Here is a 21654-nt window from a genome sequence, read left to right as displayed (position 1 = left end):
ATCAGCCCACCGCCGGAACGTAGCGAGCACGCAACTTGTGTTTGACCAGCTTGCCGGTCGGTGTGCGTGGGAGGTCGTCGGAGAAGTCGATGCTGCGCGGTGCCTTGAAATGCGACACCCGATCGCGGACGTAGTCGAGCAGTTCTTGCTCGAGTTCGGGACTCGGGACGATCCCGTCGGCGAGTTGCACGACGGCCTTTACCTGTTCACCCATCTCCGGGTCGGGCACACCGATCACCGCGACGTCGTAGACCTTCGGGTGCAGGGTGAGAACGTTCTCCGACTCCTGGGGATAGATGTTCACGCCCCCGGAAATGATCATGAAGGCGGCGCGGTCGGTCAGATAGAGGAAGCGCTCGTCGTCGAGATATCCGATGTCCCCGCTGGTCGTCCACGTCGGATGCGCGGGATGCGTTGCCTTCGCGGTCTTCTCGGGGTCGTTGTGATACCGGAACGGATGTTCCTCACGCTCCCACCACACCGTCCCGATCGAACCCGTGGGGAGTTCGTTCCCGTCGTCGTCGCAGATATGGACGATGCCCATGACGCCGTCACGGCCCACGGATCCCGGATGAGAGAGCGCCTGCTCGGAGTCGATGAACGTCGCGCCGGCACCTTCGGTGGAGGCGTAGTACTCGTGGATCACCGGACCCCACCACTCGATCATCGCCTGTTTGATCTCGGGCGGGCACGGCGCCGCGGCGTGGATCGCGACCTTCATGCTCGACACGTCGTACTTCGCCCGCGTCTGCTCGGGCAGTTTCAGCATCCGGACGAACATCGTCGGTACCCATTGGGAGGCGGTGACCGAGTATTTTTCGATCAAGGCGAGCGCTTCCTCGGCGTCGAAGCGGTCCATGAGGACCACGGTTCCGCCCACGGACTGGATCGTGCCGCAGAACCGCAGTGGGGCAGCGTGATACAGCGGTGCGGGACACAGGTAGACGGTGGTGTCGTCGAACCCGTACATCGGCGCGAAGACCGCGGTGTACGGGTCGGGAACGTCCTGTACCTGTCCCACGGCCAGCGCAGGTTTGATCCCCTTCGGCCGGCCCGTGGTGCCGGACGAGTACAGCATGTCCCGGCCACGTGGCTGATCCCCGAGCGGAGAGGCGTCATGTCGCGCGAGGGCCTCCTCGTAGTCGTCGAAGCCCGGCACCTGCCCGCCGAACGCAAGACGGTGGGTCACACCCGGGTAGGCATCGGGTGAGGTATCGACGGCGGACGCGGCCCCGGCCGAAACGATCAGCGCCTCCGCATCGCAGTCGGAGACGATGTACGCGGCCTCTTCGGGGGTGAGATGCCGGTTGACGACGGTGATGTAGAGACCGGAACGCAGGGCGGCCCAGTAGACCTCCATGACCCGCAGATCGTTGTCGGCTATCAGCGCGAGATGGTCGCCGGGTTGCAGTCCGGCGGTGCGCAGGTGCTTCGCCAACCGGATCGAGCGTTCGTCGAGTTCCCTGTAGGTGAGCGACTCACCGGTCGCGGGCCGGATGATGGCCGGCTTGTCGGGAGTGGTGGCGACGAAGTTCCCTGGGTACATGGTCCCCGGTCTACCACAGGGTGTGGCGCAGGACACATCTCTCGGTGGACTTGCCGGGAGCGCCGCCGGATGCGGCGGGCGGTTTCGTGCCGCCGGACGTGTCGGTGTGTCGCCGGGCGGGTACACCACCACACACCCCGAGAGACGAGAGCGCGATGCCGAACTCGATCAAGAACGAAAAGATGTACCAGGAACTGCGAGACGACGGCGCGTCGAAGGAGAAGGCCGCCCGGATCTCCAACGCTGCCGCTGCCGAGGGGAAGTCGAAGGTCGGAAAGCGCGGCGGAGAATCCGGGTCGTACGACGATTGGACCGTCGACGACCTGAAGAAGCGAGCGAAAGAACTCGGTTTGAGCGGTTACTCGAGTATGCGCAAGAGCGAACTCGTGGACGCGCTGCGCAACCACTGACCGGCGGGCAACCTGATTCTCGCGTTTCGACTCCGGCACGCGGGGAAGGTGAGGCATGGCACTGAGCATCGACGTCGACACGCTGTACTTCGAGTTTCCCGACGTCCACGTGGACGCCGAACTGAAGGTGTCGTTCCACCGCACCGTCCGGGTTCCCGACGACGGGAACGAATACCCGCTGCCGCCGAGTCTCGGCCGGTTTCCCCTGCGTGTCGTCGACGATCGACCCGTGCTGCCGGTGTGGCAGTCCGAAGCCTGCTGGATCAAGTTCGACACCCGATATCCGTTCCTCGTCAAAGTCGGAGCGGGCGATATCGACGCGGTGACCGGCGGGCCGTGGACTCCCGGCCCGGATTTCGAGGCCGAGGACTATCTCGAAGTTCCTGCGCAGCCGTGGATCGACGGATTCGGCGCGGACGGTGATGCGGTTCGCCAGTTCGTGGCGATGCCGCTCGGCGCGGGTTACACGGTCGAAGAACAACTCGCTCGTGGCCCGGCCTCCGGCGGAATCCGGATCGCGGTGTCGCCGATGCGGGCCGAGGTCTACGACCGGCGGCGGGACATCGCCGACAGCCGACCGCCCGTCATGACCTTCGCCTCGCCGGTGCCGGACGGGATGGGGGTCGGGGCGGGTGGCTCGATCTCGCAACGGATCGCGTCGCCTGTGGAGGAACGACGGGTGTGGGATCTCGACCACCGGACGGCAGTGCACGTCGCCTTGATCAACAGCGAGCAGTGGGAATCGCTCACCGGGGCGGCCCCGCCGACCGAGCCGATCACCGCCCGCGAGTACACCGAACGCGGTTACCCGTGGTTCGAGTTGTACGACGAGTCCGTCGCGCGTCGCGCGTCGGCGACGCTGCCGGGCGTCGACAGCGTCGACAGCGTCGCCGAGGTGCTGGCGCGGCGAGGGGAGGGGCCGCTGCCCAGCAACGAGTCCGTGGAAGTCCCGGAACCGATTCGGATCCGTCCGCGAGGTCGCCGGCGCCGCGGATGACGTGGATGCGGGTTACTCGTTCCTGCAGTGGCTCAACCGAATTCGACACCCTGTGCGAGTGGGAGCTCGGTCGAGTAGTTCACGGTATTGGTCGCGCGTCGCATGTACGCCTTCCACGAATCCGAACCGGACTCGCGACCCCCACCGGTTTCCTTCTCACCACCGAATGCGCCGCCGATCTCCGCGCCTGACGTGCCGATGTTGACGTTCGCGATTCCGCAGTCGGACCGTGAGAGGAACTGTTCGGCCTCCCGCTGGTCGAGCGTGAAGATCGACGACGACAAGCCTTGCGGCACGGCGTTGTGCAGAGCTATCGCCTCGTCGAGGTCGTCGTAGGTGAGGACGTACAGGATCGGCGCGAACGTCTCCTCCTGTACGACCTCGGTCTGGCCCGGCATGCGGACGAGAGCGGGGGAGACGTAGACGCCGTTCCCGGATACGTCGACACGTTCGCCGCCCGCGACGACGACCCCGCCGTCGGCTGCGGCACGGTCGAGGGCAGAGCGCATCGCCTCGTACGACTTCTCCGAGACCAGCGGCCCGACGAGAACCCCTTCGTCGAACGGGTTCCCGACCCGCAACCCGGAATAGGCCTTGCCGATCCGCTCGACGACCGTGTCGACGATCGATCGGTGCACGATGAGGCGGCGGAGCGTGGTGCACCGCTGCCCCGCAGTACCTGCCGCCGAGAAGACCACGCCTCGCACGGTGAGGTCGAGGTCTGCCGACGGGGTGACGATCGCCGCGTTGTTGCCGCCGAGTTCGAGCAGGCACCGGCCGAACCTCGCGGCCACACGCGGAGCGACGAGGCGTCCCATCCGTACCGAGCCGGTGGCACTCACCAGTGCGATCCGTGGGTCGTCCACAAGTGATTCTCCGACGGTGGCGTCCCCGAGTACGACGTGGTGAAGGCCGTCGGGCGCGCCCACGTCGTCGGCGGCGCGGCGTAGGAGCGCGTCGCATGCGAGCGCGGTGAGCGGCGTGGTCTCGGACGGTTTCCACACCACCGGATCACCGCACACCAGAGCGATCGCGGTGTTCCACGACCACACCGCGACCGGGAAGTTGAAGGCCGAGATCACCCCGACCACACCCAGCGGATGCCACGTCTCCATGAGGCGATGGCCGGGACGCTCGGACGGCATCGTTCGCCCGTAGAGCTGACGCGACAACCCGACTGCGAAGTCGCAGACGTCGATCATCTCCTGGACCTCGCCGGCGGCCTCGGACGGAATCTTGCCGACTTCGAGGGTGACGAGTTCTGCCAGGTCGCTCTTGTGCTCGACGAGGAGTTCACCGAGTCGGCGGACGAGGCGGCCGCGAACCGGAGCGGGCACGTCACGCCACTGCTCGAATGCGCGCGCGGCATGCCCGATCGCGACATCGACATCTTCGGCCGAATGGAGTGGCAGTCGGGCGAGTTCGGTGCCGTCGACGGGGCTGGTGACGGCCAGTGCACCCCCGTCGGGGAGGTCGACCCCGCACCGGCCCAGTGCGGCGGCGGCGCGTGTGCGGAGATCGGAGGTGGCATTCATCGATGTCGTCCTTTCGTGCTCGGATAATCTGCGCGAGTGCCGGAATCCACTAAAGACGGGCTGGACGACATCGATCGGTTGCTGCTGCGCGAACTGGGAGTCGACGGCCGGGCAACCTTGGCGGCGCTGGCCGACAGGGCGGGCTTGTCCGTGTCCGCCGTCCAATCCCGGGTGCGCAGGCTCGAAGCACGCAATGTGATCCGGGGGTACAGCGCACGGATCGATCCGGAAGCGCTCGGTCTCGCGCTTTCGGCGTTCGTCGCCATCACCCCTCTCGATCCGTCTCAGCCGGACGACGCCCCGGCGCGATTGCGCCACATCGACGCCATCGAATCCTGTCACTCCGTGGCCGGGGACGAAAGTTACATCCTTCTCGTGCGGGTCGCCTCCCCGCGAGAGCTCGAGAGGCTCCTTCGGGAAATCCGGGCGACCGCGAACGTAGCGACCCGCAGCACCGTCATTCTCCAAACCTTTTACGAACGGTAGGCGATCGATCGGACAAAATTCCGGCAACAAGGGTCAACAGCCGGAAAATGCACGTATCGTGGGCGCATGAGTACGGCATTCCGGCACTCGGGCAGTGCCGAATCCCTCTTGCCCGGCCGGGTGCACGACGTCCTGCGACGACACCTGCTCGCCGACGGAGCAGACCTCGTCCTCGACCTCGAGCGCTCACGCGGTCTGCGGCTCGTCGATCAGCGCGACGGCACCACCTACCTCGACATGTTCGGGTTCTTCGCGTCGTCGGCGCTGGGCATGAACCATCCCGCTCTCGCCGACGATCCCGGCGCCGCAGAGGAATTCGCCAGGGTCGCGCCGAACAAGCCGAGCAACTCCGATATCTACACCGTGCCGATGGCCCGGTTCGTCGACACCTTCGCCCGGGTCCTCGGAGACCCGGCCCTGCCGCACCTGTTCTTCGTCGACGGCGGAGGACTCGCCGTCGAGAACGCCCTCAAGGCGGCGTTCGACTGGAAGAGCCGTCTCAACGAGGCCCGAGGACTCGACCCCGCGCTCGGAAGTGCGGTGCTGCACTTGAGCGAGGCCTTCCACGGTCGCACCGGGTACACGATGTCGCTCACCAATACCGACCCGGTCAAGACCGATCGCTTTCCGAAGTTCGACTGGCCACGAATCGACGCGCCCTATCTGTGCGACGGACGCGACATCGCCGAGGCGGAGGCGCGTGCGCTCGACCAGGCACGCGCCGCATTCGCCGAGCGTCCCGACGACATCGCGTGCTTCATCGCCGAACCCGTCCAAGGGGAGGGCGGAGACCACCATTTCCGTGGGGAGTTCTTCCGGGCGATGGCGGATCTGTGCCGCGCGAACGACGCCTTGTTCGTGTTCGACGAGGTGCAGACGGGTGTCGGACTCACCGGCAGCACGTGGGCGTATCAACAGTTCGGCGTGGCTCCCGACATCGTGGCCTTCGGCAAGAAGACCCAGGTGTGCGGGATCATGGCGGGCGGACGTATCGACGAAATACCCGACAACGTGTTCGCGGTGAGTTCGCGACTCAACTCGACCTGGGGCGGCAACCTCACCGACATGGTCCGTGCGCGCCGCATCCTCGAGGTCGTGGAACGCGATGGTCTGGTGGAGCACGCCCGTCGGTGCGGAACCCATCTGCTGACCGGTTTGCAGCAACTTGCCGCACGCCACCCCGCGGTCACCGAACCACGCGGTCGCGGGTTGATGTGTGCGATCACCCTCCCGTCGCCTGCGGTGCGCGACGAGGTGCTCGCCGTGCTGTACGGCGACGAGCACGTCCTTATGATCGGCACCGGTGCGCGAGGAATCCGTTTCCGGCCACCGCTGACGGTGACGACCGACGAACTCGACGAGGTACTCGTCGCGCTGGACCGGGTGCTGGCGCGCCACGACGGAACCGTGCAGGAGTGTTCGGATCCGATGACGACGCCGTAGGTTGTCGGGTATGACCGAAGCACTCGGCAACGATCAGGCCGCAGACACCACGACCTTCGCGATCCCGTCGCTGGCCAATCTCCGCGACATCGGCGGGCACCCGAGTTCCTTCGGCGGTGTGGTCCGTACCGGAGTGGTGTACCGGTCGACCGATCTGAGCCGGATCACCGAGACCGATCTGGATACGCTCGCGGCGCTGCGCATCGCGACCGTGTTCGACCTTCGGACGACGGCCGAACAAGAACTCCGCCCGGACAAACTTCCGGCGCGGGCGCGTCACGTCGCGTTGGACGTGCTTGCGGACAGGCACAAGGGTTCCATCGCCGCGGCGCTGCCCGACATCGTCGCCGATCCGGCACTGGCCGCCCAGGCGTTCGGTGACGGCCGCGCCGCGGAGTACCTGCGCGGAAGCTACCGCGACTTCGTGACGTTGCCGAGTGCCGCCGCGTCGTACCGGGTTCTGGCGGAAAACCTTGCGCGCGGCGATGTTCCGGCTCTCGTCCACTGCACCGCCGGGAAGGACCGGACGGGGTGGGCGGCAGCATCGCTGCTCATGTTCGCGGGCGCCGACCAGGACACGGTGTTCGACGACTACCTGCGTACCAACGACATGCTGCTTCCGACCTTCGAGACGATGTTCGCCCGTTTCGCCGAGCAAGGGGGCGATCCGGAGATCCTGATTCCCATCCTCGGTGTGCGACGCGAGTATCTCGAAACTGCCATCGACGAGGCCCTGACGCGGTACGGCACCATCGACGGCTATTTCGCGTCCGGTCTCGGCCTGAACGACGAGCAATTGCAGGCACTGCGCGACCGCCTCGTCGCACCGGCCGGTTCGGCGAACTGAGCGCACCCCGAGCCGAAGTGCCTTCCGAGCCGAGCTCAGTTCGCGCGCGCCGCGCGGGTGCGGCGGCGGAGCACCTCGAAGACGGCCAGGCCGACGAGGATGCCGGCGAGATCGGCGCACCAGTCCCAGAGCGATCCGGATCGTCGCACCGCGACCGTCGCCTGCAACACCTCGGTGAGGACTCCGTACGCCGCGAGACCCGCCAGCGTGATCGCGGGCGAGAATCGGGCATACCGCGAGCAGAACGCGAGTACCGCGAACATCAGCGCGTGGGTCACCTTGTCGGCGTGCGGAGGCCCCGAAGGAGTGGTGTCTCCGGGAAGGAGGAGCATCACCGTGATCACGACGACGGCAACCACGAGGGGCAGCAGTCGCCGCCAGGTGAAACGGGGCATGGGGAAACATTAGTCGGCTCCGGAACCCGGACGACGAACCCCTTCAGTCGCGCGCTCGCCACTCGGTGAGCAGCCGATAGGCCCGGCGCCCGAGCATCCACAGTGCGACGAGAGCCAGGACGATCGCGATCGGATGCCGGATCGCCAGCAGGAGCAGCAACGCGACGAGCACGAGCGGCACCAGCATCACGAGGTTGAGGTAGATGTTCTCGCGGGGCTCAGGCGGCGCCAGTGCGGGCGGCGCCGACGGCAGGTCGCGGAACAATGGAACGAGGTCGCCGCGGGTACGGGCTTGCGTCGCGCGGGTCACCCGCTCGTCGAATTCGTCGAGAGTCAGCCGACCGGCGGCGAAGTGCTCGCCGAGCAGATGCACGGCTTCCTCGCGTTCGGCCGTTCCGATACGGACCTCGGGACGCTCGCCCATGTGTCCAGCCTAGTGGAGATCGGGCGCGTGGGAAGCCCACGATGAATCCCGGAAACCTCAGCGACCTCACGGTCGTCCCGCTGGGCTGAGGGGCCGCCGGCGAGATGTGCACCGCGACCTGGCCATGCCGGTGTAGCGCTCGAAGAGCCAAAACTTCCCATCGAGAAGTGGGGAGTTCGTGCGTATGCGTCCCCTGCGAAGGATGTCGGCAGGCCCCGGTGAAGTAGGGACCAAGTTCCGAACCCGGACGTGATACCGATCACGTCCCCGCATGCGGCGAAGGCCCCCGCACCGGCGACGCGGTGCAGGGGCCTTCCAAACCTGTTGGTGCTACTTGAGTTCGGCGAGAACCGTACCCTGGGTGATCGCAGAACCCGGCTGGACCGTGAGGCCGGTGACGACGCCGGACTTGTGCGCGGTGACGGGGTTCTCCATCTTCATCGCCTCGAGGACCGCGATGAGATCGCCCTCGGCGACTTCCTGTCCCTCGGTGACCGCGACCTTGACCACGGTGCCCTGCATCGGCGCGGTGACCGCGTCGCCCGATGCCTTGCCGCCCTGTCCGCCCCCGCGCTTGCGCGGCTTCGGCTTCTTGCGCACGACACCGACTGCGCCGCCGCCGCCGCCGAGCGAGAACTGGCCGGGCAGCGACACCTCGACGCGACGTCCACCGACCTCGACGACGACGTTCTGGCGGGGGAGACCCTCGTCCTCGTCCTCGACCGCACCACCCGGGGTGAACGGCTCGATGGAGTTCTCCCAATCGGTCTCGATCCACTTGGTGTAGACGTCGAACTTCTCGCCGTCGCCGACGAAGGCCGGGTTCTCGACGATGTGGCGGTGGAACGGGATGACGGTGGCGAGGCCGTCGACCTCGAACTCGGCGAGGGCGCGCGCCGCACGCTGGAGTGCCTGCTCGCGGGTCTCGCCGGTGACGATCAGCTTGGCGAGCATCGAGTCGAACTGGCCGCCGATGACGTCGCCCTGGACGACACCGGAGTCGACGCGCACGCCGGGGCCCGTGGGCTCGCGGTAGACGGTGATGGGGCCGGGAGCGGGCATGAAGCCGCGGCCGGCGTCCTCACCGTTGATGCGGAACTCGAAGGAGTGGCCGCGCGGTGTCGGATCTTCCTTGATCTCGAGTTCTTCGCCGTTGGCGATGCGGAACTGCTGGCGGACGAGGTCGATGCCGGAGGTTTCCTCGGTGACCGGGTGCTCGACCTGCAGGCGGGTGTTGACCTCGAGGAAGGAAACGGTGTCGCCCTGCACCAGGTACTCGACCGTGCCGGCGCCGTAGTAACCGGCTTCCTTGCAGATCGCCTTCGCCGACGCGTGGATGCGTGCGCGCTGCTCGTCGGTCAGGAACGGCGCGGGGGCCTCCTCGACGAGCTTCTGGAAGCGGCGCTGCAGCGAGCAGTCGCGGGTGCCGGCGACGATGACGTTGCCGTGCTGGTCGGCGAGGACCTGAGCTTCGACGTGGCGGGCCTTGTCGAGGTACTGCTCGACGAAGCACTCACCCCGGCCGAATGCAGCGATGGCCTCGCGGGTCGCGGACTCGAAGAGCTCGGGGATCTCCTCGATGGTCTGCGCGACCTTCATGCCACGACCGCCGCCACCGAAGGCAGCCTTGATCGCAACCGGAACGCCGTACTGCTTCGCGAACTCGACGACCTCGTCCGCGTTCTTGACGGGATCCTTGGTGCCGGCTGCCATCGGAGCGTTTGCGCGCTCGGCGATGTGCCGGGCCGTGACCTTGTCGCCGAGGTCACGGATGGACTGAGGGGAGGGGCCGATCCAGATCAGGCCCGCATCGATGACGGCCTGAGCGAAGTCTGCGTTCTCCGAGAGGAAGCCGTAACCGGGGTGGATCGCGTCGGCGCCGGACTTGGCCGCGGCGTCGAGGATCTTGTCGAACACCAGGTAGGACTCGGCGGAGGTGTTGCCGCCCAGTGCGAACGCCTCGTCTGCGAGCTTCACGAACTGTGCGTCGGCGTCGGGCTCAGCGTAGACAGCGACACTGCCGTACCCCGCATCCTTCGCCGCGCGGATGACCCGCACAGCGATTTCGCCGCGGTTCGCGACGAGCACCTTCGTGATCTGCGCGCTGGCATGACTGGGCACGGAGCCTCCTGCTATCGATCGTTAGGTTATTTCCGTCAAGCGGCAGTCTAAGCACCAATCCGCTAGACGATGTAACCGGATGGCTTCTACACATTACGGTGCCCATCTGAGCGTGCAACGCTACTCGCCGGTAGGTGGGACCTCCCGACCAGGGGCTCCGGGGACCCGCGCGGAGGAAGTCACCACGTCGCACATCAGTTCGCGAGTCCGGTGGAGGAAGCGGAGGACGTTCGCCGCGGCGACGGGATTGTCGGGGAAGCGGGCGGACATGTTGACACCCTCGGGTGTGCGGTTGATCCAGATGTAGACGTCGTGGGCGAAGCTGCGGCTGCGCAGCGCCCGGGCGTTCCATTCCGGCCACTGCGCAGCCATCGGAACGAACCGAACATCCATGTAGGACACGACGAACTTCGGTCTGATGGGCACGCCGAGCAACTCGCCGACCCGGTCGAACGGCACGACCGCGGCGGCTCGAGTACGACGCAGCTCACGAGCCGCACGGGCAGCAAGGACGGCGAAATCCGTTGTCCCCGTAAGGTCGAGGTCCACCGGCCGCACACCGACGAACCAACCGAGGGCACCCGCCCACATAGGCCCCGTCCGGGTGTGGGAGGGCGCGACCACACGGAAATTGTCGACACCGGTCAGTTCGCGGGTCGCCGCGCCGAAGCACGCGAGGACACCCGCGAAGAACCCGGCGCCCGCATCGCGGCATCGCGCCGCGAACACCGACGCCTGAGCCTCGTCGAACCACCGTTCGGAGGCTCGATGCTGCGGGATCGGGTGCGCGGGACGGGGACCGATGGGCAGCGGGAACGACGGTGCATTGCCGCCGCACACTTTCAGCGTGTGCTTCCAGATGCGCACGGCTTCGTGGCCCTCGTCGAGCTGATCGGACTCGTCGCGTTCGGCGGCACCGAAGTCGATGTAGCTGCCGACGGGGAACAGTTCGGCGCGACGGCCGGTTCGTTCCTCCTCGTACAGAGCGGTGATCTCGTGGGCGACGAGCACGATCGAGTAGCCGTCGATGATGGAGTGATCCGCTCCGAAGAAGACCGTGAAATACGGTGCGGCATCCGGCCGGTCGCCCGGGGTCTGCTCCAGCGTCGCGAATACGTAGGCGGGCCACCGGTGCGGAGTCGTGTAATCGTCGAACAATCCGTGCAGGTGATCGCGGATGGTTTCCGGGTCGCTCGGATCGTGACGGATACGGCGGACGGTGACTTTGCCCGGTGGCACCGTGCGACGGATGAGGGGGCTCGCCGCACGATCGGCGACCGACAGGCTCGTGTGGCTGCGCAGAGTTTCGTGCCGGTCGATCCACCGCTGCAGGGCGCGGCGGAACTTCTCGGGGTCGATCTCGCCGTCGATCTCGAAGGCGGTGCCCAGCCACGACTCCCGGCCACCTCCGTAACGGGCATCACTGCACCGCCGCAGGTGGGCTTCGTGGATATAGGAGGCCGGCCGGCTGTCCTGCTTCCATTCGGCTGCCGGGGCGTACGGAAGCCATTCCGTGAGGACTCCCGCCGAGATCGGAAAGTCGGCCAACTCGGTGAACTGCATCGGACTCGTACTACCGCGGGTTCAGGCGCGAAGGTGTCGCTTGATGCGCGCCAGCATCGCGCTCATCCCGCGCAACCGTAGCGGGCTGACGACAGCGGCCAAACCGAGCGCGGAGTAGAAATCGTCCGGGACACCGAGGATCTCCTCGGCGCTGAGTCCGTCGAGCCCCTGGTGGAGGATCGATGCGAATCCGCGCGTGGTGGGCGCCTCGGCGGGTGCACTGAAATGCAGTGTCACACTGCCGGGGTCGGCCGCGTCGACCGACAGGAACAGCGGCGACTGACACTCGGGCACAGGTTCCATGGCCGCTTCCTCCAGTTCGGGAGGCAACGGCGGAAGTTCCCGGCTGAACTCGAGGAGAAGCTGGAGTTTGTCCTGACCGTCGACGGCAGCGAAGTCGTCGACGATCTCTGCGAGGGGTGCGGGAATGCTCATGCGACCGGCACGGCTCCCGGCTCGTCGCCCCGGACGATCGGCACGCGTACCGCGTTGCCCCATTCCGTCCACGAACCGTCGTAGTTGCGGACGTGCGGGTATCCGAGCAGGTGCGTCAGAACGAACCAGGTGTGGCTCGACCGCTCACCGATCCGGCAGTACGCGATGACGTCGGAGTCCTTGTCCACACCGGAGTAGATCTCGTCGAGTTCGGCGCGGGAGCGGAAACGTCCGTCGGGTGCCGCGGCCTTCGCCCACGGAATGGAGATCGCGGTGGGGATGTGACCGCCGCGCAGGGCGCCTTCCTCGGGGTAGTCCGGCATGTGGGTGCGTTCACCTGTGTATTCCTGCGGCGAACGGACGTCCACGAGCGGCACTTCTCCGAGATGCGCGAGGACATCGTCCTTGAAGGCGCGGATGGGCGCGTCGTTGCGTTCGACGACGGGATAACCGGTCGTCGTCGTAAAGGGGATCTCGAGGGTGGTGTCGCGGTTCTCCGAGATCCACGCGTCGCGCCCGCCGTCGAGGAGTCGCACGTCCTCGTGCCCGAAGAGGGTGAACACCCACAGCGCGTACGCAGCCCACCAGTTCGACTTGTCGCCGTAGATCACCACTGTGTCGGTGCGGCGGATGCCTTTGCGGTCCATCAGTGCCGCGAACTGTTCGCCGTCGATGTAGTCGCGGGTCACCGGGTCGTTGAGGTCGAGATGCCAGTCGATCTTCACTGCGCCCGGAATGTGCCCGACGTCGTAGAGCAGCACGTCCTCGTCGGATTCGACGACCTTCATCTCGGGATGCCCGAGGTGGGCCGAGAGCCACTCGGTCGATACGAGTCGAGCGGGATCCGCGTAGGCGGCGAACGACGAGTTGCTATCGGGTGCGACGGGCACTGAGAGCTCCTGGGGCAGTGGTGGCAGGTGCGCAGTCGATTCTAGGCGGTAGCGTTCGAGGACGTGACCTGCCGTCGATCCCACCTCCCGGATCTCAGCTGTCGCGCCGACATCGACGTCCTGGTACGACGGTTCTACGAGCGGGCACTAGCCGATGCGGTACTCGCGCCGGTGTTCGACGTGCTCGCGGTCGTCGGGCTCGACGAACACCTCGTCGTCGTCGCCGACTTCTGGGAACAGATCCTGTTCCGCACTACGCGCTACGACGGAGCGTTCATCCCCGTTCACCGGGCGCTGCACGGCCACCACGGCCTGACGTCCGCGCGTTTCGAGCGCTGGCTCACGTTGTGGACCGAGAACGTCGACGCGCTTTTCGCGGGGGCGAATGCCGACCGCGCCAAGATCAAAGCCGATGCGATGGCACGGTCGCTCGCCCGGTCGCTGGGCGTCGGCATGTCGTAGTATCCGCGCCGATGCCGTGACGAGCACACGCGGTAGTGATCGACAGGCGAACCGATCCGGGGCGCCCGGGGGCGACGACATACAGGGGTGGGCGGGAATGCCGTATTTCGGGTTGATCGTGATGATCGTGTGGGTGGCGTGCCTGGTCGACGTGATCCGTGCCGACGAGCACGAGGTGCGGAACCTGCCCAAGCCGCTGTGGCTGATGGTCGTGATCCTGCTGCCGCTGGTCGGATCGGTGCTGTGGTTGCTCGTCGGACGGCCGGACGGGGTCGGCTGGTCGCGGACGCAGACGTCGGCGTCTGCGTACCCGGAGTACGACCGGCCCGGGCGGCAGGCCGGGCAGCAGCCCGAAACCGACGAGGAGTTCCTGCGGCGCTGCCGCGAACGCGCAGAACAGCAACGTCGCGTGGCCAGGGAGCAGGAGAAGCGCCGGCTGGAACGCGAGGGCGGCACAGGGGCGTGATGGCGGCACAGGGGCGTGAGCCCGTTCAGCCGGAGACGGGGGCCTTCAGTTGCATCCACGCGAGCACATCGAGTACCCGCAGCGCCGGCACGGCGTCCGGCAATCCCGCCCGCTCCCGCAGTCCGACGAGGCGTTCCTGTAGCTCGCCGTCGTTGTGCCGCAACGCTTTCCGGATCGGCTCGAAATGCGCCTGCTTGGTGCCGAGCACCTCGCCGACGACGCGATCGTAGATCGGGTAGAGCCGGGGCCGCTTCCGGGCGATCAGCTTCGACGCGACCGTGCGTCCGATGCTCGGCACCGTCCGCAGAGCCGTCTCCAGTTGCCACGCGGGGGATCGGGACGTCATCTCGTCTGCTCCGTCGGCAAGATCGCGGTCCGGGCCGATCGCCGCGAGCAACTCGGCGAACTCGTCGTGGCGTTCCCGGAGCACGATGTCGGCGCCGTCGGGTGACACCTCCACCGAGAGAAACGTGACGGCGACGAGGTCGTCGGAGGTGAACACGTCGACGTCGCGTCCCCTGGTGCCGGAAGGATCCCACCCGTCCCACAGTGCGCCGCTGCGGAGCCGCCCGGTCTTCGTCAGCGGCACACGGTAATAACGGTCGAGAACGTGGAGGGCGGCCGAGTCGTCCGTGGATGCCAGCACCTTCGGGAGCCGGATCGTCACGTCAACCCTCGGTGACGACGTCGAGGATGTGCTGCGCGAACCACCGGTTGTGATACTCCTCATACGGTCCTGCGCCCCCGCCGGCGAGACGCTCGGCCAGGGGGCCGATGGTGGTCTCGTCGAGCGGCAGCGCGAAGAACTGCTCGTCGGCGCCCTCGTCGCTGAGAAACCAGTCGATCACCACCGCGTCGCCGCCGGTGGCCACGTTGTCGCAGGGGTTGAACTTCAGCAGCGGAAAGCGCATCGACAGCTCGTCGAGTGACGAGCCGGTCTGCTGGACCAGCGCGGACGTCGACGTCGTGAGCACCGTGCGGTAATCGACGGTTCGGCCTTCCTCCGTGTAGCGCTCGATGTAGAGCACCTCCACAGGCCCGAGGGCCAAGGTGAACAGCCGCTGCTGCTCTGCGCTCCGACCGGTCGCCGGCAGGCAGGTCAGCGTCCACCCGGACACCTCGCAGTCCGCCGGATCCACGAAGGCCGACGCGAGATACCCGGCCACCAGGTCGACGACCACGTCGAAGAAAGGGTCCTGGCTCAGCAACACGAAGCTTTCCCGCGTCGCGGACCCCGCGATGTCATTCATGCCAGTCCTCGGATTCGGTGGTGGGGATGCTCCGGGAACCCGGTCAGTTTTCTAGAGCTTCGATAGGGATGGCCGCGTTCTCCGCCCACAACTGCGCCACCGAGATGTCGACCTCGGCGAGCAGCCGGCGGACCAGAGGCAAACCGATGCCCACGACGGACGAGGGATCACCCTCGATGCTGTCGACGAACCAGCCGCCGAGGCCGTCGAGCGTGAAAGCGCCCGCGACCTCCAGCGGTTCGCCGCTCTCGAGGTAGGTCTCGAGTTCCTCGTCGGTCGGGGTACCGAAATGCACGACGGTGCCGCTGTGAGCGGACGCCTCGGCTACCGGTTCGCCGTCGGCGACCCGAAGCACGCTGTGCCCGGTGAGCAGTTCGGCGCTTCGTCCGGCCATCGTCCGCCAGCGTTCGCGTGCAACCTCGGTCGTACCGGGCTTGCCCTGCAGTGCCCCGTCGACGAAGAGCATCGAGTCGCACCCGATGACGATCGCGTCCTTCAGGCCGCTCTCGTCGAGAGCCGGAAGGACGGCCGCGGCCTTCTCCCGGGCGAGTGCCGTGACGACGGCACCCGGCGGGGTCCCGGGTTCGAGTGCCGCGACGACGGCATCCTCGTCGACGCCGGACACCTGAACGAGCGGCTTGACTCCTGCCGCGTGCAGTACCGACAGGCGCGCGGGAGAGGCCGAGGCCAATACGAGCCGGGGCATCTCAGCCTCGGTTCGGATACGAATACGGCGAGAACGGAGCCCACTGACGGTGCATCCGTGTCGGCTCGCCCCACGTCTCGGGCGGCTTGACGTCGCCCTCGGGGGCAGTGGATCCCGCCGCCACGGCGAGCACGGACACCAGGGCCGCGATCTCCTCGTCGGAGGGGTTGCCCTTGACGATGCGCAGTGCGACGGCGACCTCGTCGGCCGCATTCGGCGCGGGAGCCGGGGGCTCCTGCTCGGCCGACGCGGGGGTGAGGCCGTCGTCGGTCTCCGACACGGCGCCGGTCGGCTCGATCTCCGTGTCGGTGATGATCTTGTCCTCTGCGGTCGCGGTCACAGCGCGCCACCCGTGTGCGACGTCGCGAACTGGGTCGCTGTCATGTGTATCCCTCTCGTTGAGGTCACAGGGGTCGTTGAGGTCACAGGGGAATGTTTCCATGCTTCTTCGGCGGAAGCGAAACCATCTTCCGCTCGAGCAGCCGCAGCGCGGAGACGATCTGACCGCGGGTGTGCGACGGCGGGATGACCGCGTCGACATACCCACGCTCGGCCGCGATATACGGATTCACGAGGGTGTCCTCGTATTCGTTCTGCAACTGCAGACGCAACGCGTCGACGTCCTGGCCCTCGGCGGCCGCGTCCTTGAGCTGCTTGCGGTAGACGAAGCCCACGGCGCCGGAAGCACCCATGACGGCGATCTGCGCGGTCGGCCACGCGAGATTGACGTCGGCACCCATGTGCTTGGAACCCATGACGTCGTAGGCGCCGCCGTACGCCTTGCGGGTGATGACGGTGATCTTTCCGACCGTCGCCTCGCCGTACGCGTACAGCAGTTTCGCGCCGCGACGGATGATGCCGTTGAACTCCTGCTCGGTACCGGGCAGGAAGCCGGGCACGTCGACGAGGGTCACGATGGGGACGTTGAACGCGTCGCAGGTCCGCACGAAGCGGGCGGCCTTCTCGGAGGCGTCGATGTCGAGGCAGCCGGCGAACTGCGTCGGCTGATTCGCGACGATGCCGACGCTGCGGCCGTCGATGCGGCCGAAGCCGATGATGATGTTCCGGGCGCGCTCCGCCTGGACCTCGAGGAACTCGTCGTCGTCGAGGAGACGGCGAATGACCTCGTGCATGTCGTAGGGCTGGTTCGCGGAATCCGGAATGATCGTGTCGAGCTCGAGGTCTTCGTCGGTGAGCGAATCCTCGATGGCACCGTCGATCGGGTCGGTCGGGGCGGTGCGCGGCGCAGCAGCCTGATTGTTGCTGGGCAGGTAGGACAGCAGGTCGCGGACGTAGTCGAGCGCGTCCTGCTCACCGTCTGCGACGTAGTGCGCGACACCGGACTTGACCATGTGCGTGTGCGCGCCGCCGAGGTCCTCCATCGTCACGTCTTCGCCCGTGACCGTCTTGATGACGTCGGGGCCGGTGACGAACATCTGGCTGGTCTGGTCGACCATGACGACGAAGTCCGTGAGTGCGGGGGAGTAGACGTGACCACCGGCTGCGGGACCCATGATCAGCGAGATCTGGGGGATGACGCCGGACGCCTGCACGTTGCGGTGGAAGATCTCGCCGTAGAGACCGAGCGAGACGACGCCTTCCTGGATGCGCGCGCCGGCACCTTCGTTGATGCCCACCAGCGGACGCCCGGTGCGCACCGCGAGATCCATGACCTTGACGATCTTCTCGCCGTAGACCTCGCCGAGGCTTCCGCCGAACACCGTGGCGTCCTGCGAGAAGACGCAGACGTCGCGACCGTCGATCGTGCCGTACCCGGTGACGACACCGTCTCCGACGGGACGGTTCTCGGCCAGGCCGAAGTTGGTGCTGCGGTGGCGGGCGAGAGCATCGAGCTCCACGAACGAGCCTTCGTCGAGCAACGCGTGGATGCGCTCACGGGCAGTCAGCTTGCCCTTGGCGTGCACCTTCTCGATGGCGGCTTCACCGACGGGTGCCTGAGCCTTGGCCTGACGATTGCGCAGGTCGGCCAGCTTGCCGGCGGTGGTGTGAATATCGGGCGTACTCGCCGCCTCGGACGCGGAGGGCTCCTGGACAGTGGTCATGGCCAGTCAGCTTAGCGAGCGTCATATACCCGTGCCGCGCCGGTCCCGGTTGTGTTGAATTATTGAACTGAAGCTACCGGCGGGTAGGACGGATCACCCCAGCCTAGTCTGATCTCATGGCTGGATTTCGCGAGCCGACAGATGTCGCCGCCCTGCGCACACCCCTCGACGCCGCTCGTCTGCAGAGCGCGCTCTGCTCGCGCGAAGACGCGGCGTTCTATACGCACGTCGACGTCGTGGAGGAGACCGGCTCGACCAACGCAGACCTGCTCGCGGTCGCTCCCACCGGCGCCGACCGCCGGGTGCTGCTGGCCGAGTTCCAGAGCGGGGGACGCGGACGGCACTCACGGACCTGGAACGGTGTGCCGTCCGCGCAGGTCATCGCGTCGGTGCTGCTGCGCCTGCCCGGTTGCCCGCTGAGCGACCTGGGGTGGCTGCCGTTGATCGCCGGGATCGCCACCGTCGACACCGTGCGATCCGTCGGAGGAGTCCCGGCTCAGCTGAAATGGCCGAACGACGTGCTGGTGGACGGCCGCAAACTCGCCGGGATCCTGGTGGAGGTCGCGTCGACCTCGCCGGAGCCCACCGCCGTCGTCGGCATCGGGCTCAACGTGACTCTCACGGCCGGCGAACTCCCCGTTCCCACCGCGACGTCGTTGTTCCTCGAGAACGCGTCCGGCCTCGACCGGACGGTGCTCGCGGAAACGTTGCTGACCGAGTTCGCCGACCGCATCCGTGCTTGGGCGCGCGCGGGATGGAATACCGCGGGACCTGCCGTCGCGTACCGCGAGCGGTGCGGCACGATCGGGCAGAACGTCCGCGCGGTGCTGCCCGGCGACACCGAACTGCACGGGGTCGCCGTGGACGTCGACGACCAGGGCCGGCTCGTGATCCGGCCCGACGCCGGCGGGGAACCGGTCGCCGTCGCGGCGGGGGACATCACACACCTGCGTCCCGCCTGACGGTGACGGGCGGAAGCCCCGTCACGGGCATGTGCCATCGTGGGCGCCATGGGATATCCCGACGACGCGTTGGCACCAGGGGAAGAGCTGCTGCTCCATCGTCATCCGCACTGGAAGGCGTTGATCGTTCCGGCAGCGATCCTGCTCGTAGCGACGCCGCTCGCAGGCTTCCTGCTGGGAGTCGTCGCGGCTCGGCTCGACGGTGTTGCCGCGACGGTACTGAGTGTGCTGACCCTGCTGGTGTGGGCAGCAGTCGTGGTGTGGCGCTGCCTCGTCCCGCTCGTCGGCTGGCTCACCACCCACTTCATCGTCACCGACCGCCGGGTGCTGGTGCGCACGGGTGTCCTCACCCATACCGGCATCGACATTCCGATGGGCCGGATCAGCAATGTGCAGTTCCGGCACGGTCTGATCGACCGGATGCTGCGCACCGGAACGCTGGTGGTGGTCTCGGCCGCCGACGACCCGCTCGAGTTCGACGACATTCCCGACGTGCGGCAAGTCCATGCCCTGCTCTACCAGCAGGCGTTCGACGCGCACGACCGCACCGCCGGGGATCCACACCACGCCCGGCGGCACCCACACGAAGAGGACACCCGGCGCAAAGCGTGGTAATCCCGACAACCGGGCCACCGGTCCGTACCCTGAGGTCGTGACTGCCGTTCTACTCGCCGAAGACGACGAAGCCATCGCGGCCCCGCTGTCGCGCGCCCTCGGACGCGAGGGATACGAGGTAACGGTCGAACACAGCGGCCCGGTCGCGCTCGAGCGCGCGCTGTCCGGCGACTACGACCTCCTCATCCTCGATCTGGGCCTGCCCGGGATGGACGGACTGGAGGTGTGCCGTCAGATCCGCGCGGACCGCTCCGAACTCGCCGTGCTCATGCTCACCGCCCGGACCGACGAAGTCGACTTCGTCGTCGGACTCGATGCCGGTGCCGACGACTACGTGGGTAAACCGTTCCGCCTCGCCGAACTGATGGCGCGGGTCCGCGCGCTGTTACGCCGCCGAGGTTCCGGCGAACAGGACGACGTCGTCGACGTGTCGGGGATCCGGCTCGAACGGGCGGCCAGGCGCGTCCTGGTCGAAGGTTCCGAGGTGACGCTCGCCAACAAGGAATACGAACTGTTGCGGGTGTTGCTCGAACACGCGGGGCAAGTGGTCTCGCGCGACGTGATCCTCGAAGAGGTGTGGGGCGACACCGACCTCCGGGGATCCAAGACGCTCGACATGCACATGTCGTGGCTGCGACGGAAGATCGGCGACGAGGGCCCCGCGGGTGAACGACGCATCGCGACTGTGCGCGGTGTCGGATTTCGTCTGAACACCGACTAGTGGCACGCGCACGTGCGTAGTCGCATCCTCAACGCGGTGATGGCCACCGTACTGCTCGTCGCGTTGCTCCTCGGTGTCCCGCTCGCGTACACCGCCTACCTCTTCGTCGAGGACACCGCGCGTCGCGACCTGCAGGATCGGCTCGGGCGGATGGCCGACGAGATCATCGCCCAGGAGGGCACCGACGGCCTGGTGGTCGGCGGACTCGACACGAGTTCCCTGCGTCTGCTGGTGCCCGCGGACGGCCGGGTGGTGGTGGTCTACCCCACCCCGGAGAACATCGCGGCGCGACTCGACATCGGCGAGCCGGTCGTGGAGTCCCCGATCGTGGAATCACTGTCGATGGGTACGTCGGGGTCGTTGCGGATCGAGGTGCCGTCGGAGAGCCTGCGCACGCTCCAGCAGCAGGTGCTCGCGGCGGTCACCCTGCTGGTGCTGCTCTCGGTCGCCGTCGGTGCCCTGGTCGCAGTCGCGACAGCACGACGGCTCGCGGACCCGCTTCGGGATGTTGCGCGTCGCGCCGCACGCTTGGGCGAAGGTGACTTCCGGCCCGAGCCGCGCCGGCACGGCATTCCCGAACTCGATCGCGTCTCCGAGGTGCTCGACGCCACGGCCGTCGAGATCTCCAACCGGCTCCAGCGCGAACACGGCCTGGTCGGCGACGTCTCCCACCAGTTGCGGTCGCGCATGACGGCGATCCGCCTGCGCCTCGACGAACTGTCCACCCACGACGATCCGGCCGTGGTGGAGGAAGCCGAGGCCGCGATGGCTCAGGTGGACCGGCTGACCAGCGCGATCACCGATCTGGTCCGGCAATCGCGCAACAGTGCGGCAGAGCTTCGGACGGAGGTATCGGTGGTGGGTGATCTGACCGGCGTGATCGCCGACTGGCGTGGCCCGTTCCAGGAGGCAGGGCGCGAACTGGTGCTGAGCGGCGACCCCGCACTCCGCTCACCGGTGACCGGATCCCGCTTGCGCGAGGCCGTCGCTGTCCTCGTCGACAATGCGCTGGTCCACGGAGGCGGAACCTGCACGGTGTCGGTGCGATATGTGGCCACGCGCGGTGATGCGACGGTGTGTGTGGAGGTCAGCGACGAGGGTGAGGGGGTGTCGGACGACCTGGCGCCGCACATCTTCGAGCGCGGATTCTCCGGCGGCGGGTCGACCGGACTGGGCCTTGCGCTCGCGCGCGCCCTCGTCGAAGCGGACGGCGGGCGGCTCGAACTCCAGCGTCGCAGACCCGCGCTGTTCGCGCTGTTCCTCGGGGCGAGCAAGGACCGCGGAGCGCCGGAGCGGCGCACCCGGGAACCGAGATGA

Annotated in this window: 24 protein-coding genes; 11 read left to right on the top strand and 13 right to left on the bottom strand. The window is 67.3% G+C overall.

Translation table 11 applies throughout. The annotated features are described in order from the left end of the window. Position 1: 1 nt before the first annotated feature. Positions 2-1546 (bottom strand): AMP-binding protein, encoded by a 1545-nt coding sequence (locus RDCOP1_RS07675; RefSeq protein WP_072699489.1) that lies wholly within the window; start codon positions 1544-1546, stop codon positions 2-4. A 155-nt stretch (positions 1547-1701) separates the two neighbouring features. Here RDCOP1_RS07675 and RDCOP1_RS07670 point away from each other — a divergent pair, with 155 nt between their 5' ends. Both RDCOP1_RS07670 and RDCOP1_RS07665 read left to right on the top strand, forming a co-directional pair. Then, a complete protein-coding gene (locus tag RDCOP1_RS07670) occupies positions 1702-1956 on the top strand; it encodes a DUF7218 family protein (RefSeq protein WP_072699488.1) in 255 nt (84 codons plus the stop codon). A gap of 55 nt (positions 1957-2011) precedes the next feature. Continuing rightward, entirely contained in the window at positions 2012-2953 is a 942-nt protein-coding gene (locus tag RDCOP1_RS07665) for a hypothetical protein (RefSeq protein ID WP_072699487.1), read from the top strand. Between the two features lie 32 nt (positions 2954-2985). On the opposite strand, the gene amaB is transcribed toward RDCOP1_RS07665, so the two are convergent. Further along, on the bottom strand, positions 2986-4488 hold the full coding sequence (gene amaB, locus RDCOP1_RS07660; protein ID WP_072699486.1) for an L-piperidine-6-carboxylate dehydrogenase: 1503 nt from the start codon (positions 4486-4488) through the stop codon (positions 2986-2988). A 36-nt stretch (positions 4489-4524) separates the two neighbouring features. Here amaB and RDCOP1_RS07655 point away from each other — a divergent pair, with 36 nt between their 5' ends. From RDCOP1_RS07655 to RDCOP1_RS07645, 3 genes are all read left to right on the top strand, one after another. Next, the gene (locus RDCOP1_RS07655) at positions 4525-4974 is read left to right on the top strand and encodes an Lrp/AsnC family transcriptional regulator (RefSeq protein WP_072699485.1); all 450 of its coding nucleotides are present in this window, start codon (positions 4525-4527) and stop codon (positions 4972-4974) included. A gap of 66 nt (positions 4975-5040) precedes the next feature. After that, positions 5041-6417 (top strand): L-lysine 6-transaminase, encoded by a 1377-nt coding sequence (gene lat / locus RDCOP1_RS07650; RefSeq protein WP_072699484.1) that lies wholly within the window; start codon positions 5041-5043, stop codon positions 6415-6417. A 10-nt stretch (positions 6418-6427) separates the two neighbouring features. After that, positions 6428-7264, top strand: a complete 837-nt coding sequence (locus RDCOP1_RS07645) for a tyrosine-protein phosphatase (protein ID WP_072699483.1) — start codon at positions 6428-6430, stop codon at positions 7262-7264. 35 nt (positions 7265-7299) lie between these two features. Here RDCOP1_RS07645 and RDCOP1_RS07640 read toward each other — a convergent pair whose 3' ends face one another. The 6 genes from RDCOP1_RS07640 to RDCOP1_RS07615 form a co-directional block, all read right to left on the bottom strand. Further along, the gene (locus RDCOP1_RS07640) at positions 7300-7659 is read right to left on the bottom strand and encodes a VanZ family protein (protein WP_072699482.1); all 360 of its coding nucleotides are present in this window, start codon (positions 7657-7659) and stop codon (positions 7300-7302) included. 43 nt (positions 7660-7702) lie between these two features. Continuing rightward, the gene (locus RDCOP1_RS07635) at positions 7703-8083 is read right to left on the bottom strand and encodes a DUF1707 SHOCT-like domain-containing protein (protein ID WP_072699481.1); all 381 of its coding nucleotides are present in this window, start codon (positions 8081-8083) and stop codon (positions 7703-7705) included. Between the two features lie 330 nt (positions 8084-8413). Further along, a complete protein-coding gene (locus RDCOP1_RS07630; RefSeq protein WP_072699480.1) occupies positions 8414-10204 on the bottom strand; it encodes an acetyl/propionyl/methylcrotonyl-CoA carboxylase subunit alpha in 1791 nt (596 codons plus the stop codon). A gap of 120 nt (positions 10205-10324) precedes the next feature. Then, positions 10325-11767, bottom strand: coding sequence for a condensation domain-containing protein (locus RDCOP1_RS07625; RefSeq protein WP_072699479.1), 1443 nt, complete (start codon positions 11765-11767; stop codon positions 10325-10327). Positions 11768-11788: 21 nt separating this feature from the next. Then, positions 11789-12202, bottom strand: a complete 414-nt coding sequence (locus tag RDCOP1_RS07620) for a SufE family protein (RefSeq protein ID WP_072699478.1) — start codon at positions 12200-12202, stop codon at positions 11789-11791. Beyond that, on the bottom strand, positions 12199-13092 hold the full coding sequence (locus RDCOP1_RS07615) for a sulfurtransferase (protein WP_072699680.1): 894 nt from the start codon (positions 13090-13092) through the stop codon (positions 12199-12201). Before RDCOP1_RS07615 ends, RDCOP1_RS07620 begins: the two co-directional genes overlap by 4 nt. A 63-nt stretch (positions 13093-13155) precedes the next feature. On the opposite strand from RDCOP1_RS07615, the gene RDCOP1_RS07610 reads away from it, so the two are divergent. After that, positions 13156-13554 (top strand): group III truncated hemoglobin, encoded by a 399-nt coding sequence (locus RDCOP1_RS07610; protein WP_072699477.1) that lies wholly within the window; start codon positions 13156-13158, stop codon positions 13552-13554. Between the two features lie 97 nt (positions 13555-13651). Beyond that, complete coding sequence (locus RDCOP1_RS07605) at positions 13652-14020, top strand: PLD nuclease N-terminal domain-containing protein (protein WP_072699476.1); 369 nt, start codon at positions 13652-13654, stop codon at positions 14018-14020. Positions 14021-14045: 25 nt separating this feature from the next. Here RDCOP1_RS07605 and RDCOP1_RS07600 read toward each other — a convergent pair whose 3' ends face one another. The 5 genes from RDCOP1_RS07600 to RDCOP1_RS07580 all read right to left on the bottom strand — a co-directional run bounded on the left by RDCOP1_RS07600 (position 14046) and on the right by RDCOP1_RS07580 (position 18039). After that, on the bottom strand, positions 14046-14687 hold the full coding sequence (locus RDCOP1_RS07600) for a DUF6308 family protein (protein WP_174555778.1): 642 nt from the start codon (positions 14685-14687) through the stop codon (positions 14046-14048). Between the two features lies 1 nt (position 14688). Continuing rightward, on the bottom strand, positions 14689-15270 hold the full coding sequence (locus RDCOP1_RS07595) for a hypothetical protein (RefSeq protein ID WP_072699474.1): 582 nt from the start codon (positions 15268-15270) through the stop codon (positions 14689-14691). Between the two features lie 43 nt (positions 15271-15313). After that, on the bottom strand, positions 15314-15976 hold the full coding sequence (locus tag RDCOP1_RS07590) for a Maf family protein (RefSeq protein WP_072699473.1): 663 nt from the start codon (positions 15974-15976) through the stop codon (positions 15314-15316). Between the two features lies 1 nt (position 15977). Continuing rightward, a complete protein-coding gene (locus RDCOP1_RS07585; protein WP_072699472.1) occupies positions 15978-16316 on the bottom strand; it encodes an acyl-CoA carboxylase subunit epsilon in 339 nt (112 codons plus the stop codon). Between the two features lie 82 nt (positions 16317-16398). Then, on the bottom strand, positions 16399-18039 hold the full coding sequence (locus tag RDCOP1_RS07580; protein WP_072699471.1) for an acyl-CoA carboxylase subunit beta: 1641 nt from the start codon (positions 18037-18039) through the stop codon (positions 16399-16401). 116 nt (positions 18040-18155) lie between these two features. On the opposite strand from RDCOP1_RS07580, the gene RDCOP1_RS07575 reads away from it, so the two are divergent. The 4 genes from RDCOP1_RS07575 to RDCOP1_RS07560 are packed head-to-tail and all read left to right on the top strand — an operon-like array spanning position 18156 to position 21654. After that, the gene (locus tag RDCOP1_RS07575; RefSeq protein WP_072699470.1) at positions 18156-19001 is read left to right on the top strand and encodes a biotin--[acetyl-CoA-carboxylase] ligase; all 846 of its coding nucleotides are present in this window, start codon (positions 18156-18158) and stop codon (positions 18999-19001) included. Between the two features lie 48 nt (positions 19002-19049). Further along, positions 19050-19616, top strand: coding sequence for a PH domain-containing protein (locus RDCOP1_RS07570; protein WP_072699469.1), 567 nt, complete (start codon positions 19050-19052; stop codon positions 19614-19616). 37 nt (positions 19617-19653) lie between these two features. Then, complete coding sequence (locus RDCOP1_RS07565; protein WP_072699468.1) at positions 19654-20337, top strand: response regulator transcription factor; 684 nt, start codon at positions 19654-19656, stop codon at positions 20335-20337. A 12-nt stretch (positions 20338-20349) separates the two neighbouring features. Further along, the gene (locus tag RDCOP1_RS07560) at positions 20350-21654 is read left to right on the top strand and encodes a sensor histidine kinase (protein ID WP_072699467.1); all 1305 of its coding nucleotides are present in this window, start codon (positions 20350-20352) and stop codon (positions 21652-21654) included.

Origin of the sequence: Rhodococcus coprophilus NBRC 100603 (assembly GCF_001895045.1) — a bacterium.
Taxonomy (GTDB): Bacteria; Actinomycetota; Actinomycetes; order Mycobacteriales; family Mycobacteriaceae; genus Rhodococcus; species Rhodococcus coprophilus.
This window is presented reverse-complemented; position numbering and strand designations above follow the sequence as displayed.